The sequence below is a fragment of the Martinezella sp. CNPSo 3957 genome (assembly GCF_057784395.1).
In genome coordinates this window covers 433,942-449,300 of sequence record NZ_JBXSOU010000001.1, presented here as the reverse complement: position 1 = coordinate 449,300, position 15,359 = coordinate 433,942, and the positions used below count along the sequence as shown (strand labels likewise).

Here is a 15,359-nt window from a genome sequence, read left to right as displayed (position 1 = left end):
TTAACCTATCTCCATACAGAGAGTCCTCCATATGGCTGTTACTGCCCAACCTCTCATCCTCGATCACGCCGTCATCGGCGTTCTTGACCGGCTGGACGAGGCTGCCGCAATCTATCGCAAACTCGGCTTTGCGCTGACGCCACGCGGCTACCATACGCTGGGCTCCATCAATCATCTTGCCGTGTTCGGCGAGAACTATCTGGAGCTGCTCGGATTTCCGCCTGACGGTGACGGGAAACGCGCCGATCTCTGGTCTTATCCGGTCGGTTTGAACGGGCTTGCCTTTCGAACCACCGATGCGGCTGCTCTGCAGCGCGAATTGGGCGATGCCGGCAAACCCGTCACCGAATGGCGTGATTTCTCGCGCCCTGTCGACGTTGGAGGCGTAGAGAAGTCAGCCAGTTTCCGCACCTTCCAGATCGGCAAAGAGGCGATCTCCAACGGTCGCTTCTTCTTTTGCCAGCACAATACGCCGGAACTGGTATGGCAGCCGGGGGATCAGAGCCACCCCAACGGTGTTCTTGATATCGTCGATGTCTTCATCGTCAGCCGCGCTCCCCAGACGCTAACCGAACTGCTAGGCGGATTTGCCAATACCGTTGCTCCTGAAATCACCAGGGACGGCATTGCAATTCAGGCCGGCACCGTCACACTTCATATTCTGTCCGAGGCTGATGCTGCCTCCCGGTTCGGCTCGTCCATTCCGGCAGATTTTAACGGCAACGAAAGAAAAGTGGCGCTCGGACTGAAGGTGCGATCGCTTGAAGCAACCGCAGACGTGCTGGCGCAAGGAGGCTTTTCGCCTCGCACCTTCGAGGGCGGCCTGCTCGTTGATGCCGATGCCGCCAATGGAGTAGCGCTTTGGTTCAAGGAGTAGAAGAGCCGGTGCATACTTGAGGGTGGCGCACAAATAGTACGGCAGAAGCTCCCGAACGGCGGCAACTGAGATGCCGGTATCCGGCATTGCGATCGTTCAGCGCTTCGATATCGAAATCAATGCAAGGAACTCCACATGGCCAATCAGCCCGTCACCACCCGTATCGTGCTTGCCTCCCGTCCCGTTGGAAAACCGGTGGCGGCAAACTTCCGGCTTGAGCGGGAAACCTTGCGAGATCTCGACGAAGGCGAGGTTCTTCTGCAGATCCTTTATCTTTCCCTCGACCCCTATATGCGAGGTCGCATGGACGACGCGAAATCCTATGCCGCGCCGGTCGAAATTGGCGGCGTGATGGAAGGTGGAACCGTCGCGCGCGTCGTCAAATCACGCAATACGGAGTTCACGCCGGGAGACATCGTCCTCTCCCATTCCGGCTGGCAGAGCCATGCGATCTCAAACGGCGCGGGATTGCGCAAGCTGGACCCGAATGCGGCGCCGATCTCGACGGCACTCGGCATTCTGGGAATGCCGGGCTTTACCGCCTATGCGGGGCTGCGCAATATCGCACGACCCAAAGCCGGAGAGACATTGGTCGTTGCCGCTGCAAGCGGCGCGGTCGGCTCGGCCGTCGGGCAGATCGGCAAGATCTTTGGTGCAAGGGTGGTCGGCATCGCAGGCGGGCCGGACAAATGCCGCTATATCCACGACGAGCTTGGTTTCGATGCCGCGATCGATCATCGCGCGGACGACTTTCAAGCCCACCTTACATCGGCTTGTCCGAACGGCATCGACATTTATTTTGAAAATGTCGGTGGACACGTCTGGAATGCCGTGTTTCCACTGCTGAACGATTTCGCGCGCGTGCCAATCTGCGGACTGATCGCGCATTACAACGAAGACCCGTCCACTTCGCGCGGATCGGACCAATTGCCCGCGGTAATGCGCGCCATCCTCAGAAAGAGCCTGACCATCCGGGGTTTCATACAGCGCGAATTCGCCGATCAGCGCCCTGATTTCTATCGGGAAGCCGGGAAATGGATATCCGAAGGGCAGCTCAAATATAAGGAGGATATCGTGGACGGGCTCGAAAACGCTCCGGAAGCTTTCCTTGGCCTGCTAGAAGGACGGAACTTCGGTAAACTGGTCGTGCGTGTCGCACAGAGCTGACCACCAGCCGTCAGTCGGCGCATATCGGTCCTTCACCGCAATCTCTCCGAAATGGCCTCGGCGACCTTTCTTGCCTGCACACGAATATCCGGCACGGCGGTAATTTCCCAGAATTGGCCCGCAGTCAGCGCGCCAACGGCATAGATGATCGCTTCGCTGCCGCCCGAACCAGGGATGCGCGAGCGAGCATCGACCACCAGTCCAAGACGAAGCGGGTCTGCCTCGACCAGGCCTTGGCGCTGCATCTCCTGCAGCAATGGAGAATGGGCGATGCCTGCCCGCTCCATGCCGGTGCAATTCACGATCCAATCCGCCTCAATCGATGCGGTAGAGCTCTCGCCGCGCGGCCGGTAATGTACGGTCAAAGCCTTGGTTTTCTCGACATTCTGCAGATAGCCGGCGTGGACCGAAACCTGGCCGCTTTGCAGCATCGTCTCAAACCTCCGGAACACATCCGGCGCAACCCGATGACGATGAATGTTCCACCATGGCAACGCATGGCGCAAAAAGCGGCGGCGCTCGGCCTCCGGCAATCTCGACCAGAGAGCTTGCGTTTTCGGGCGCAAGCCATCCATGACTCTGCGCCAGTCCCCCGCATCTTTGCTTTCGCGACGGAGAACATGCAGGAGTTCACTCATCCTCGTGGGCAAGGCTCCGACGTCGATCTCGACCGCTGGCTTCGGATGACTGACGTGATCGTGCGGAACCAGACCCCGCCGCGACAACACGATTATCTTGCCGGTGAAACCGTGGGCAGACAGTGCCAAGACCTGATCGATCATCGTCAATCCTGAACCCAGGATACAGACCGTATCGGTCTTATTGACGCGCCTCAGCCATGACAGTCGCCATGGATTTTCGATGATGTGGGAGCGCAGGCCGGCGGGCAATCCGGTCAAATCGAAGGGCAGTTGGGCATTCCCCACTCCCAGACAAAGCACGACGCTTCGCCCGGCGATCTCATTGCCGTTGTCCAAAATAAAACCGAGCGCGGAACCGTAGCGCTCAACGCATCCGGTCGCCTTGGCCTTGATGAAATCAACCCGGCAACGCCGTTTCCGGTTGCGCAGCAGAGCAGCCAAACTGTCGCGAATATACAGGCCATAATCCTGCCTGGAGGCGAAATCTCCCGCATCCAACGGTCGCTTATGCTCCCGCAGCCAGTCGACAAAAGCATTCGGCCGGTCTGGGAAGAGGCTCATACGGCCGGCGGGCACGTTCAAGCGATGCAGATAGAGCTCGGTGCGATAGGCGGTTCCGCGGCCAAATCCGGGATCGTCTCCGACAATGGCGATAGACGCAGTTTCGGGAAGCAGTTCCACGAGGTTGCAGACGGTGGAGATGGCCGAAAAGCCGGAACCCACGACAACGGCATCATAGATCATGACTTGCCTTCTTCAATTTCGGGCGCTGCGGGAATTGCCAATAACTTCCTTTCGTCCGATTTAGGGCGGATGGATTTCGATCCAACATGCGACGATGGCTTGCCGGGAGATATCGAATGTCGCCCTACCTTCTTCCGCTCGTGACACGGCCGCGCGCCTGGCACGCTTTCCCGATAGGGCAAGACATTATCTATAAATCTCATAGATTAAAAGAATGGGTTTCCGCCGCCTTCCAGTGAAGGCAAATGAATTTCTTTGTCCTGCAGGTAGCTCTCCCCAGCGGCCGGCAGCGCATTTTCTTAGCCGCTTATTGTTCCAATGAAGGAACTCTGGGTGCCGACATGAGTTGGGGTCTTTCTTTCAAGGAGGATAGAGACATGCAAGTGAACGCAGCAATGACACGTGACGTGCGCGTCGCAAATCCCAACCATTCCATTCGCGAAGCTGCGACCATGATGGCCGATCTCGATGCCGGCATTATCCCAGTCGGCGAGCATGATAGACTCGTGGGCATGATCACGGACCGCGACATCGCGGTACGCGCAGTCGCGCAAGGGAAAGGACCGGAGACCAGGATCGGCGACGTGATGTCGGCAGAAGTCAAATATTGCTTCGAGGACGATGACGTCGATGATGTGATGATGAACCTGGGCGATATTCAGTTGCGGCGGCTACCCGTTCTCAATCGGGACAAGCGGCTGGTCGGCATACTCTCACTTGGCGACATTGCCGTTTCCATGGAGGACGGATCTGCCGGCCTTGCGCTTGCCGAAATATCCAGGCGCGGAGGAGCGCATTCGCAAAGCCGAACCGGCAATGAGTGAAGGAGTGACGCGATGTCTGCATTAAAAACAACGACGGATCACAGGCTGATCCGCCAATGGGTGGAATAAAGAGGCGGAAACCCATCCCGCGTGAAGAACGCTGGGGGCGATGGCGGCCTTTTGCGGATCGATTTCGGAGAGCCTTAGAAAAACCTGAAGGAAATCGGCTGGGACGAATTCTTCCGGATCTTCGACGAGAACAAGCTGGTATTCCTCCATCAGGAATAGACGGAAAACGTTCGCCCCACCCAGCCGGCCGAAGCTCTTGCGAACGCAGTGCGATTCGCGTCGTTGCCTGACGTTCGAGAGCCTTGCCCGTTCAGTAGGAAATTCGCCCATCGACGATCGGCGATGATCCTGAGGAAAGTTGTTGTTTCAACACCTGTCTCGCATCATCGCTGATGATCGACATGGGAGCTGCGACCGCGACTTTCGCCGCCGAGCCCGCCAGATCTGCGGTGCGCACGGCCGCCATGCCCACTCTATCCGCAAGCGAAACCTGTCCGGCGTCCAACGATTGCCCCGCCAGCCGCCGCCCTAGCAGCTGGACCATGTCGCGATTGTCCGCAAAGGTATTGTGGCCCAGCGCGTCGTCGGGCTTTACGGCGCTCGTATCGACGACCGTGATCCCGAGCTTGGCCAAGTCTGCCGCATAGGGTGTCGAATCGAAGCTGCCGACCCGATTGACACCACCGGAGAGCCATTGCGAAACCTGTAATGCCTTGTCCTTGGTTGAGGAAAAGATCGTGAAGTGCGGATGCTGCACGCCCATCTCGATCATCTGGCGGCGGAATACGTCGATATCGATGTCAGGCGATGCGAGGATGACATTCTTCACCTTTGACGGAATTGTCTTGTTGCGCATGGCAACGCCGCGCAACGCTTCCGCCGTCAACCATGATCCCATGGAGTGGGCAAGGATCGTCACCTCGCCGACATCGGGGCTTTTGGCAGCCTGCAGGATCATGTCTTCCAACGCCCGTCGCGAGAAATTCGTGCTTTCCTTGTCGTAGAGATAGTCGAAAACGTTGCCGCGCGAGGGCCAGGTGAAGAGGATCGGTGCAGCATCCGTTCCGGAATCATGCATGATCTGCGCGAAGCGGAAGACGGCGTCGGCATAGGTATTGTTGAAGCCGTGCACGAAGATGACGACCTGCCGCTTGGCATTGCGGTTCTTGCCAAACCACTCGAAAATGTTGCGCTCCGATGCCACCTTTCCGACCTTGAGGACAGCAAACTCCTTTTCGGGATTGGCCGGTACATGCGATGGCCATTGCACTTCGCCGATCTTGCGATTTCGATCGGGAGGAATGGAAACGACGATATCGTTGAGAGAAATCGCCGTTCCACGTTCGCCGGAATAAAGCTCACCTGGTTTGTCGGTCGGCTGGCGTGTCGTCGCCACCAGCATGTCCACGGTGCTGGTGCCTGGTCGCGCCGTTGCGACTGGCTGGAGAACATTCTCCAGCCGCCCCGCGCAGCCTGCCAGGACCGACAGGGAGATCAGAACGGAAAGACCAGACTGCTTGAAAGCAAATGAGGTCAAGCTGCGCTGTGCGCAGGCAACGGGATGAACGCTGCCGGCAAAGTCCTTTCGTCCAACCTTCTGCATCGGACGCCTCTTCAGTGTTGCATGTCGTCGCGAGGAATTCGGAACCAGGCAACATAGAGTGCCGGGAGGAAGAGCAGCGTCAGAACCGTACCGACGACGATGCCGCCCATCATCGCATAGGCCATGGGGCCCCAGAATATCTCCCTGGAGATCGGGATCAGCGCGAGCGTTGCGGCCGCCGCCGTCAGCATGATGGGCCGCATTCGATGCTCCGTCGCCTCGATGACCGCTTGCCAGGCCGGCACACCCTCGCTTCGGAGGTGCTCAATCTGCACGACAAGGATCACCGAGTTGCGGATCAAGATACCTATGAGAGCAAGTATGCCAAGGATTGCGACGAATCCCATGGGCGCGTTGCTGAAGAGAAGTGCTGCAACCACACCGATAAGCGCTGTGGGAGCAACAGCAAACACCAGAAACAGCCTGCTGAAGCTTTGCAGCTGGATCATTAGGATCGTCGCCATGATGAACAGCATCAGCGGCGCTACCGCCACGATCGGCCCCTGCGCTTTGGCGCTCTCCTCCACCGAACCACCATCGACGATGTGGTAGCCGCTTGGGAGTGTCTTGCGGAACTCGTCGACCTTCGGCTGCAATTCGTTGACGATCGTCGCCGGCTGCGTCGGTCCGACCACGGCAGCCTTGATGGTGATGGTCGGTATGCGGGTGCGCCGCCAAATCGTCGGCTGCTCCAGCTCATAGTGGAAATTCGCAACCGCGGACAACGGTACGGATTTGCCATTGGAACCGCCAAGCTGGAGGTTCTGCAGCGTCTCGATCGAACCTCGCTCGGAGGTCTGGGCGCGGCCGATCACGTCGACGAGATAGATATCATCCCGGATCTGCGTGGCCGACGATCCCTCGACGATGCTGTTCAGTGCCGTTGCAATGTCCTGCGAAGAGACTCCCAACTGCCGTGCCTTGTCCTGGAGGACATCGACCTTGACCACGCGTGAAGGCTCGTTCCAGTCGAAGGTCATGTTGGACAATAGAGGATGCTGACCGACGATACCGGCGAATTTCTGAGAGATATCCCTGACCTTCTGGATATCCGGCCCGCTGATCCGGTACTGCACCGGCTTGCCGACCGGGGGGCCGATGTCGAGCAGCTTCACGAATGCATCGGTTCCTGGGAAGGTCTTCGTCAGATAATCCTGCAGTTCGGCTTTGACCTTGTCACGAACGTCGAGCCCCTTGGTGACGATCACGGTCTGACCGAACGAGACATCGGGCGTCTGCACGTCAAAGGACAGGATGAAACGAGGAGCGCCTTGGCCGACATAACTCGTCCAGTGATCGATATCCTTGTTGTTGGCCAGCATCTCGCGTTCGAACCTAGCCATCTGCTTGTTCGTCTCCGAAATCGAGCTGTTCTGCGGCAGGTTCCAGTCGACGATCAGTTCCGGTCTGTCGGAGGACGGGAAAAACTGCTGCTGCACAAGGCTCATCCCGCCGATGGAAAGAGCGAAGGCTGCAACCGTTGCGGCGATCGTAATCCAGCGCCAGCGCAGAGCCACGCGCAAGAGCCAAGCAAAGGCCCGTGTAAAACGGCCTTTCTGCTCATGATGGGATTTCATGGTTTTCGGCAGGATCGAAACACCGAGCAACGGCGTAAACAGGACTGCAACGATCCATGAAACCAGGAGCGAAACGGCAATGACCACGAAGAGAGTGAAGGTGAATTCACCGGCGGCGCTGGTATTGAGGCCGACCGGGATGAAGCCTGCGACAGTCACGAGCGTACCGGTCAGCATCGGGAAGGCGGTCGAGGTATAGACGTATGTCGCCGCCTTTCTCAGATCATCGCCCACTTCCAGTCGGGCAACCATCATTTCCACCGCGATCATGGCGTCATCGACGAGAAGGCCAAGGGCGATGATCAGCGCTCCAAGCGAAATACGCTGCATGGAAATGCCGGTATATGCCATCACGAGGAAGGTGATCGCGAGCACGAGCGGAATGGAGATGGCCACCACGAGCCCTGCCCGGACGCCGAGGCTGATGAAGCTGATCGCAAGCACGATGATGATCGCCTCGAACAGCGCGCGCGTGAAGCCTGACACGGCCTCGTCGACGACGGCGGGCTGATCGGAAACGCGCTGGACGTCCACGCCGATGGGAAGATCGGCCGTGACCTGCTCGATCTCCTTGTCGAGCGCCTTGCCGAATTCAAGGAGATTCGCCCCAGTCTTCATGCCGATGGCAAGCCCGATCGCCGGCTGGCCGTTATATCTGAACAGCGCCGAGGGGGGATCGACATAGCCGCGTTTGATCGTCGCGACGTCGGTCAACGGGAAGAAGCGGTCGTTGACGCGAAGATTGATCGATCTGAGGCTTTCCTCTGATGTGAACTGGCCGCTGACCCGCAAGGCGATGCGCTCGGGACCGGCATCGACGAAACCGGACTGGGTGACGGCATTCTGCGCCTGCAGCGTGTCGATGACGGACTGTTGGTTAAGTCCGAGGGCTGCGATTTTTCGTGTAGAAAATTCGAGATAGATGGCCTCGTCCTGCGCACCGATGATGTCGACCTTGCCGACATTTGCGACCGTCAGCACCTTTGCGCGCGCAGTCTCGACGAGGTCGCGAAGCTGTCGCTGTGTCAGTCCATCGCTGGTAAAAGCGTAGATATTGCCATAGACGTCACCGAAAGTGTCGTTGAAAAACGGTCCGACAACACCGCTCGGAAAATCCCCCTTGATGTCGCCGATCATGTTGCGGACCCGCGTCCAGATGGCGTTGACATCCCTGGCTTTGGTCGTTGGCAGGAGCTCGACGAAAACGGTCGTCTTGCCGGCAACCGTCTCGCTCTTGGTATAATCGAGCGAATCCAGCTCCTCGAGCTTCTTTTCGATACGGTCGGTGACCTGTTTGGTCACCTCCTCGGCTGACGCACCAGGCCATTGCGCCTGAATGATCATGGTCTTGATGGTAAAGTCGGGGTCTTCTTCGCGGCCGAGACCAATATAGGAAAACGCGCCGGCCAGAATGAAGACAATCATGAAATACCAGACGAGCGAACGATGTTCGAGCGCCCAGTCGGACAGGTTGAATTTCTTCACGGGGATTTTCCTTAATCTACTCTGACGGCCTGGCCGTCGGCAAGCTTGTGAACGCCGGCAATAACGATGCGTTCGCCGGGGTTGATGCCTTCAGTGATCTTCACGGAGCCGCCCTCGACGAGATCGCCGTCGATCTTGATCGGCCGAATGGAGACCTTGCGAGCTGCGGTGTCGACCACCCAGACGTTCGGCTTTCCATCCTTCATCAGAACGGAGGACGACGGCAGCAGGACCATTGGATCTGCAACGACAGTCGCGGTCGCGGTGACGACGGAGCCGAGGCGAAACGTCGCCGGCGGATCGATGAGCGTGATTTTCGTGCGCCGCGTGCGAGTGGTCGCCTCGGCTTCCGGGGCGATCTCTCTCACGGTGCCGCTTGCGCGAATGGTCGGATCGAGCTGGAGGGCGATCTCAAAGGGTGATCCCACTTTGAGGCCGTCGAAGCTTGCCACCGGTATGTCGATGATGACATCGCGCTGGTCGGGACGGGCGACGGTGACGATGCTTTGCCCTGCGGAGACGACTTGCCCCACTTCGGCCGAAGTCGCGGTCACGACGCCATCGAATTCCGCACGAAGCTGCGCGTAGCCCAGCTGTTCCTCCGCCTTGTCCAAATTGGCCTGCGCCTTGGCAACCGAAGCACTCGCACTCTTGCGCCCAAGCTGCGCTTCTTCAAACGCCGCTTCACTTCCCGATCTGCTCTCGAGCAGGGATCGCTGGCGCTCCTCGGTGGATGCAGCATTGACCAACTGCGCCTGGGCATTCGAAAGCTCGGACTGCGAACTTTTGACGGCAAGTTCCAGCGAAAGCGGATCGATGGCGGCAACGATGTCGCCCTTCTTGACGATATCGCCGACGCTGACCTTGCGTGCGATGACCCGTCCCAGGACCCGAAATGCAAGCTGGGTCTCGATCCTGGCCTCGACCGTCCCCGGAAGGCTCAGCGCGGAGGCAGCGGTGGACTGGGCGACGACGGAAAGTACGGGGCGCGGCGGCTCGTAATGGGCTTCATCCTGCTTCTGGCAGGACGTCAGGAGCAGCAAGGCGAGGATCGCAAGGCCGCTTGTGGCTCGGATGTTCATTTTGCGGCTCCCTTGTCATACGCAACGGTCTGGCCCGGTCGCAGGAATTTCGCGCCGTCGGCGACGACGATCTCGCCCGGCGACACGCCTGTCCGTACTGCGAAACGGCCGGTTTCGTAGCTGGAAACATCGATCTGGCGCAGCGACACGCTTGATGAAGAGGGATCCACGACCCAGACGGCCGGTTTTCCGCTTTTCGAGGCCATTGCCGACCATGGCAATTCGATTGCGTCCCGAGCGGTTGACCGGAACAAGCCGATTACCGGAGCGCCAAGCTGCATTTCTGGCGCGCCTTCGAGCCCCACCTTGACCCTGATCGTTCCGGTCGACGCATCGATCGTGGGGGAGATTTCGCGTACGGAAGCCTCAACCTTATGCGATGGCGCCGAAAGGAGACTGACGGCGACCTTGTTCTCCAGATTGCGACCCAGATAAAGGGACTCGAAAACGTTGAAGACCGCGTCGCGGGGACCGTCATGAGCGAGCGTAAAGATCAGCTGCGCGGCTTGCGCCACCTGCCCGACTTCGGCATTCCTGGCCGTGATGACGCCATCGGCATCCGCGCGCAATTCCGTATAGGAAAGCGCATCCTGAGCCGTGTCGAGCTGCGCTTGTGCCGATTTCACGCTTCCCTGGGCGGTTAGCAGCGTTTCCTGGGCCTGATCAAGTGCGGCACGGGTCGTAACCTGCGTCCTGAAGAGGTTCTGCTGCCGGTCGAAGGCAAGCTGGGCCTGCGTTTGCTGGGCTAGCGTCGATTGCAGGTTGGCGGTGGCAACATCCAAGTCGGCCTTCTGCTCCTCGGCGTCCATCCGTGCAAGCACCTGTCCGGCCTTCACTGACGAGCCGACATCGACGAAGCGTTCGACGATGCGCCCGCTGACCCTGAAGGAAAGGTCGCTTTCCACGCGTGCGCTGATTTCGCCGGTGATGGCGCTGTTTTCCACGACCGGCGTGAGCTTGGCGACGACGGTTTCCACGTTCTTCGGCTTTGTTTCACTTTCAGCCTGCTTTTCGCATGAGGAGAGCGCGACCGCGCTCGCACCCAGCCATGCGATGACAAGGATAGTTTTCATGATCTGACCTCTTGCATCCGTCGGCGGGAGCAATATTATTGACTGACCCATTAGTCAATAGAATTTATCTTGACGTCAAACCGTCAATAACGCTCAAGGTGCGGCGATGACCGATCTAAAGAAGCTGACGCGCGCGGAGCAGAAGGCTCGCCGCCCCGTACAAATCCTGGATGCCGCGTTTGAGGAGTTCGTGGAACGCGGCTATGTCGCAACACGCGTTGAAGATATCGCCAGTAGGGTCGGCGTTACGAAGGGAACCGTCTATGTTTACTTCGAAAACAAGGAACAGCTTTTCGAAGCGATGATCCGGCACATTTCGGAACCCCTCGAAAACCTGTTGGCAAGCGCGAATGAACTGAAAGGGACCGCCACTGAGCGGCTTCAGCAAAATATCGACCTCATCTACGATCTTATCATCAGGGACCGTAAATTGCGGGAATTGATGAGGTTCGTGATCGCCGAGGGCACGCGGTTCCCGCAGATCGTCGACAGGCACCACGACATATTTATCGATCCACTCGAACGGCAGATGCAGTCCCTTATCGACGAAGGGGTAAAGCTTGGGGAATTCCGTCAGGCACCGGCGGCATTCTGTGATGCGGTCGTCGCGCCGGCCATCGCCTTTCTATTCTTCAAGCTGCTTTTCGACGAGCGGCGAACTCTGGACAAGGCAAGCTATGTGAAGGCGCATATCGATCTCGTCCTGCATGGGCTGCTTGAGCGGCGTTGAACGTGCAACGCTCTTTTTCCTTTTGCCGGGCATAGGCCGCAAAATCCACAACCGCCCGGCAGGTCGCTGCAGTTTCGTTTCTTCGTCTTCGGTCTAAATTTAGCACGCCAAATAATAAAATTTACGCGCGTTACCTTTTATGACGGCGCGAAACGCGAAAGAACTTGCCCGGACCTTACGTTTCCGGTTGCGCTCTCTTCCCTGCAGACGCATAAGGCGTCTGAGATGGGTAACAGGAAATGGCCGAGGTTCGATGGAAAAACTGACGCACAAGACCATGGAGGACTTCGCAAAGTCCTGCGGCGTCTCTCGCCCTACCCTTTCCAAGTATTTTGACGATCCGACCAGCGTGAAACCGGCGACTCGAGCGCTGATCGAGGCGGCACTTCGTTCATCGGATTATCAACCCAATCTGTATGCACGAAACCTCAATCGCAAGAGAACGCGCAATATCGGCATTCTGGTTCCCGCCCTCACCGATCCCTTCTATGCCGAAATGGTCAATCGCCTGGAATTGCGGCTGCGCAACGAGGGTTATTGGCCGATCGTGTTCTCATCGCACGGATTACCCGAACTGGAAGCAGAAGCCGTCAATACGATGTTGTCGTTGAAGGTGGCCGGTGCGCTTGTCGCACCATTGGGACAGAAATCCGACCCGCGCACCTTTGAAAAACTCGCGCAGAACCTGCCGATCGTCTACTTCGACACCTATATCGAAGGGAGCACGCCGTTCATCGGCAATGACAACTATCAGAGCGTCGCAACGATCGTCGAATATCTCTGTCGGTCCGGGGAAGCGCCGGCCTATCTCGATATACCGCATGTCAATCACAATTCACCCGAAAGACTGGCAAGCTACATCGCCACCATGGAGGCGGTGGGCTGCGAGCCGCTGGTGATCAGCACCAATGCCGACTACACTTGGGAGTTCGAGCGGATCGGTTACGAGCAGATGGATAGCCTGCTCCGGGCAAAGTCTCTTCCCCGCAAAACCATTCTCTGCGCGAATGATCGCCTCGCCTTCGGCGTGATGTCGGCCGCATTTGCGCATGGGCTCAAAGTAGGGCGTAAAAAGGGTGATCACCTGCGCATAGCAGCCCATGATGACCATCCCTTGAGCCGGTACACCTGCCCGCCGCTGACGACGATGGCGCAGGACTTCGCCGCGATGACGGCAAGCGGCGTCAATACGCTGCTGACATTGCTCGGAGACGCGAGTGCGCCGGTTCAGGCGATCCCGCACAAGCTCAGCCTGAATGGAACGCTTGTCATGCGACAATCCGCCTGAAGCCGCGCCTGCTGTTCATCTACCCAGAGTTAGCCTCGAAGCTGTGCCAGGCTGCCACGGCTGCCTCCACGGCCCGCCGGGCCTCCGCCACGTACCTTCCCATCGACACGAAGCCATGGATCTGTCCCGGCCAATGACGATGCACCATAGGCACGCCTTCTTCCCGCAGCCGCTTGGCATAGGCCATGCCTTCGTCGACCAGAATGTCATGCCCGGCCGTTGCGACGAAGGCCGGCGCCACCCCGGCGAGGAGGGTTTCAGCCCGTAGCGGCGAGACCCTCCAATTGGTGATATCGGCTGTGGTGCGGACGTAATGATCGCGAAACCATCTCATCGTAGCGGCAGTCAAGCCGAAGCCCTCGGCATAGCGATAGTAGCTATCAGCCACCTGGGTGGCGTCGGTGTTGGGATAGATGAGCAGCTGGGCCGCAATCGGCGCGGCTTCGCCGCGGCGTGACATCAATGCCAGCACGGCGGCCAGATTGCCGCCCGCGCTATCGCCGGCAACGGCGATCCGCGCGGGATCGATGCCGAGATCTGCAGCAAATCGCACCGCGAATGCCAATGCCGCGGCGCAATCGTTCACGCCGGCGGGGAATTTGTATTCCGGCGCCAGCCGGTAATCGGGGCAGATCACGGTGCATTTGCCAATATTGGCGAACCATCGACAGATTTCGTCGTGCGATTCGAGATTACCGATTACCCAGCCGCCGCCGTGAAGATAGATCAGGCCCGGACCATCCTTCAAAGGCGCGCCGATGCCGCGATAGATGCGCAAGGTGATCGGACCATTCGGGCCGACAATCCCGCGATCTTCCACCGAAGCGACTGCCTCTCTTGCACCTTGAAGCGTTGGGCAAGCGGTATTGTGGTCGATACGGGCCTCTTGAGGTGTACCCGTTTCAAATGGCCGATCGTTTGATCCGCTGGTCACAGCGAGCACGCGCCGGGCGCTTTCATCCAGCTTTTCCATTGGATTGTCCCTCCTCTGCAACGATCAGGCGAGAAAACCGCGTGCTTCGTCTTCATCAAGACGCGAGGGCGGCGTGAATTGCGTGTCGATATTGACCGACTGCCGACTTTCACCCGACCGGAGGATAGCCTCCATAATCTCAAGGACATGAAGGGCCAGCTCTCCCGACGCGCGCGATGGCCGGCCCTCCTGCAGTCCCAGCGCGAGGTCGGCGACGCCGAGCATGCGGTAATTTGCCCGATCCGGAGAGTCAAAAGGCCAGTTTTTAGCACCGTAAAGTTCGCCGTCGCTTTCGAAATCGCGCCAATCCGCGCCCCGCTCGGACAGCGACACCGTTCCGCCGAACGTGTCCGGGTCGGGCAAACGCAGCGAACCTTCGGTGCCGTGCAGCTCGATTGGATGATTGGAGTGACGAAAGACGTCCCAGGAGGCACTGAAATTCACCGTCGCGCCTGATTGGAATTCCAGAAGCGACAGAATGTTTGTGGGCGTGCCGACCTTGAAGCGCGTGTTCTTGAACGGGCCGTCGGCGGTGATCAGGCGCTCTTCCTGGCCTTTCGTCGCCATTGCCATGACCTGCACGACCGGGCCAAGCAGGTTTACCATCATCGTCAGATAATAAGGACCCATGTCGAAGACCGGGCCGCCGCCCGGCTGGTAATAGAATTGCGGATTGGGATGCCAGTGCTCCATGCCGCGCCCCATCATGAAGGCAGTGCCACTGACCGGCCGGCCAATCGCGCCCTGATCCATCAGGCGCCGCGCCCGGCGGCCGGCCGCACCGAGGAACGTATCGGGCGCCGATCCCAGCCGCAATCCGCGCCGCTTCGCCTCCGCCACAAGAACCCGGCCATCGGCTGCCGATGTTGCCAGTGGCTTTTCCGTGAAGACATGCTTGCCGGCCGACAAGGCCGACATCGTCACGTCGAAATGGACGGCGGGAACGGTGAGATTGAGCACGAGGTCGACTTCGGGATCGGCCAGCAGTTGGTCGACGCTGAGCGCGCGAATGCCATATTCGCGGGCACGCAACGCGGCGGCGTCGGCGGATATATCAGCGCAAGCCCGCAATTCGACGCCGGCAAACAGCGCCGCATTGCGCAAATACGTCATCGAGATGTTACCGCAGCCGATAACGCCGATGCCGAGTTTAGCTTTTGAATTGCCAGCCATATTACCCATTCCTCCCTATCCACCGCATCTGTTCGCCGCGCTTCGGCTCATCCGAACGATGACTCCCGGATCGATTTAAAGCATCTTATTTCTTGACGCGCGACAAATTTTTA

General features: G+C 58.7%; 13 protein-coding genes and 1 pseudogene. 7 read left to right on the top strand and 7 right to left on the bottom strand.

The window, feature by feature from the left end:
• Window positions 1–31: 31 nt before the first annotated feature.
• Both AC13QE_RS02110 and AC13QE_RS02105 read left to right on the top strand, forming a co-directional pair.
• Window positions 32–877 (top strand): VOC family protein, encoded by an 846-nt coding sequence (locus AC13QE_RS02110; RefSeq protein WP_488482371.1) that lies wholly within the window; start codon window positions 32–34, stop codon window positions 875–877.
• 135 nt (window positions 878–1,012) lie between these two features.
• Window positions 1,013–2,044: an NADP-dependent oxidoreductase gene (locus AC13QE_RS02105; protein ID WP_488482370.1), complete on the top strand. Its 1,032-nt coding sequence runs from the start codon at window positions 1,013–1,015 to the stop codon at window positions 2,042–2,044.
• 32 nt (window positions 2,045–2,076) lie between these two features.
• Here AC13QE_RS02105 and AC13QE_RS02100 read toward each other — a convergent pair whose 3' ends face one another.
• Window positions 2,077–3,387: an FAD/NAD(P)-binding protein gene (locus AC13QE_RS02100; protein WP_488482864.1), complete on the bottom strand. Its 1,311-nt coding sequence runs from the start codon at window positions 3,385–3,387 to the stop codon at window positions 2,077–2,079.
• Here AC13QE_RS02100 and AC13QE_RS02095 point away from each other — a divergent pair.
• The 3 genes and pseudogenes from AC13QE_RS02095 to AC13QE_RS02085 all read left to right on the top strand — a co-directional run bounded on the left by AC13QE_RS02095 (window position 3,271) and on the right by AC13QE_RS02085 (window position 4,481).
• A complete protein-coding gene (locus tag AC13QE_RS02095) occupies window positions 3,271–3,573 on the top strand; it encodes a hypothetical protein (protein ID WP_488482878.1) in 303 nt (100 codons plus the stop codon). The genes AC13QE_RS02100 and AC13QE_RS02095 overlap by 117 nt on opposite strands.
• Before the next feature lie 233 nt (window positions 3,574–3,806).
• Window positions 3,807–4,253 carry a CBS domain-containing protein gene (locus AC13QE_RS02090; RefSeq protein WP_132717738.1) on the top strand — a complete coding sequence of 149 codons (447 nt, stop codon included), beginning with the start codon at window positions 3,807–3,809 and terminating at the stop codon, window positions 4,251–4,253.
• Window positions 4,254–4,265: 12 nt separating this feature from the next.
• Window positions 4,266–4,481, top strand: a pseudogene (locus AC13QE_RS02085) (hypothetical protein).
• Between the two features lie 91 nt (window positions 4,482–4,572).
• On the opposite strand, the gene AC13QE_RS02080 reads toward AC13QE_RS02085, so the two are convergent.
• Genes AC13QE_RS02080 through AC13QE_RS02065 form a run of 4 tightly spaced genes read right to left on the bottom strand, consistent with a single transcriptional unit; the run spans window position 4,573 to window position 11,082 of the window.
• Complete coding sequence (locus AC13QE_RS02080; RefSeq protein ID WP_488482369.1) at window positions 4,573–5,865, bottom strand: alpha/beta hydrolase; 1,293 nt, start codon at window positions 5,863–5,865, stop codon at window positions 4,573–4,575.
• A gap of 11 nt (window positions 5,866–5,876) precedes the next feature.
• Window positions 5,877–8,927 (bottom strand): efflux RND transporter permease subunit, encoded by a 3,051-nt coding sequence (locus AC13QE_RS02075; RefSeq protein WP_488482368.1) that lies wholly within the window; start codon window positions 8,925–8,927, stop codon window positions 5,877–5,879.
• An 11-nt stretch (window positions 8,928–8,938) separates the two neighbouring features.
• Window positions 8,939–10,009 (bottom strand): efflux RND transporter periplasmic adaptor subunit, encoded by a 1,071-nt coding sequence (locus tag AC13QE_RS02070; protein WP_488482367.1) that lies wholly within the window; start codon window positions 10,007–10,009, stop codon window positions 8,939–8,941.
• Window positions 10,006–11,082, bottom strand: coding sequence for an efflux RND transporter periplasmic adaptor subunit (locus AC13QE_RS02065; RefSeq protein ID WP_112414372.1), 1,077 nt, complete (start codon window positions 11,080–11,082; stop codon window positions 10,006–10,008). The genes AC13QE_RS02070 and AC13QE_RS02065 overlap by 4 nt, the downstream gene beginning before the upstream one ends.
• Window positions 11,083–11,188: 106 nt before the next feature.
• On the opposite strand from AC13QE_RS02065, the gene AC13QE_RS02060 reads away from it, so the two are divergent.
• Complete coding sequence (locus AC13QE_RS02060) at window positions 11,189–11,812, top strand: TetR/AcrR family transcriptional regulator (RefSeq protein WP_488482366.1); 624 nt, start codon at window positions 11,189–11,191, stop codon at window positions 11,810–11,812.
• Window positions 11,813–12,065: 253 nt separating this feature from the next.
• Window positions 12,066–13,100, top strand: coding sequence for a LacI family DNA-binding transcriptional regulator (locus AC13QE_RS02055; RefSeq protein ID WP_488482365.1), 1,035 nt, complete (start codon window positions 12,066–12,068; stop codon window positions 13,098–13,100).
• Window positions 13,101–13,119: 19 nt separating this feature from the next.
• Here the strand turns inward: AC13QE_RS02055 and AC13QE_RS02050 are convergent, their stop codons facing one another.
• Both AC13QE_RS02050 and AC13QE_RS02045 read right to left on the bottom strand, forming a co-directional pair.
• Window positions 13,120–14,073, bottom strand: coding sequence for an alpha/beta hydrolase (locus tag AC13QE_RS02050; RefSeq protein ID WP_488482364.1), 954 nt, complete (start codon window positions 14,071–14,073; stop codon window positions 13,120–13,122).
• Between the two features lie 24 nt (window positions 14,074–14,097).
• The gene (locus AC13QE_RS02045) at window positions 14,098–15,246 is read right to left on the bottom strand and encodes a Gfo/Idh/MocA family protein (RefSeq protein WP_488482363.1); all 1,149 of its coding nucleotides are present in this window, start codon (window positions 15,244–15,246) and stop codon (window positions 14,098–14,100) included.
• Window positions 15,247–15,359: the final 113 nt, after the last annotated feature.

Bases quoted from the DNA above. Each gene is read 5' to 3' on its own strand.
- AC13QE_RS02105 (WP_488482370.1), top strand. From the start codon at position 1,013: ATGGCCAATCAGCCCGTCACCACCCGTATCGTGCTTGCCTCCCGTCCC.
- AC13QE_RS02095 (WP_488482878.1), top strand. From the start codon at position 3,271: ATGCAGATAGAGCTCGGTGCGATAGGCGGTTCCGCGGCCAAATCCGGG.
- AC13QE_RS02050 (WP_488482364.1), bottom strand. From the start codon at position 14,073: ATGGAAAAGCTGGATGAAAGCGCCCGGCGCGTGCTCGCTGTGACCAGC.
- AC13QE_RS02060 (WP_488482366.1), top strand. From the start codon at position 11,189: ATGACCGATCTAAAGAAGCTGACGCGCGCGGAGCAGAAGGCTCGCCGC.
- AC13QE_RS02090 (WP_132717738.1), top strand. From the start codon at position 3,807: ATGCAAGTGAACGCAGCAATGACACGTGACGTGCGCGTCGCAAATCCC.
- AC13QE_RS02080 (WP_488482369.1), bottom strand. From the start codon at position 5,865: ATGCAGAAGGTTGGACGAAAGGACTTTGCCGGCAGCGTTCATCCCGTT.
- AC13QE_RS02045 (WP_488482363.1), bottom strand. From the start codon at position 15,246: ATGGCTGGCAATTCAAAAGCTAAACTCGGCATCGGCGTTATCGGCTGC.
- AC13QE_RS02055 (WP_488482365.1), top strand. From the start codon at position 12,066: ATGGAAAAACTGACGCACAAGACCATGGAGGACTTCGCAAAGTCCTGC.
- AC13QE_RS02065 (WP_112414372.1), bottom strand. From the start codon at position 11,082: ATGAAAACTATCCTTGTCATCGCATGGCTGGGTGCGAGCGCGGTCGCG.
- AC13QE_RS02070 (WP_488482367.1), bottom strand. From the start codon at position 10,009: ATGAACATCCGAGCCACAAGCGGCCTTGCGATCCTCGCCTTGCTGCTC.
- AC13QE_RS02110 (WP_488482371.1), top strand. From the start codon at position 32: ATGGCTGTTACTGCCCAACCTCTCATCCTCGATCACGCCGTCATCGGC.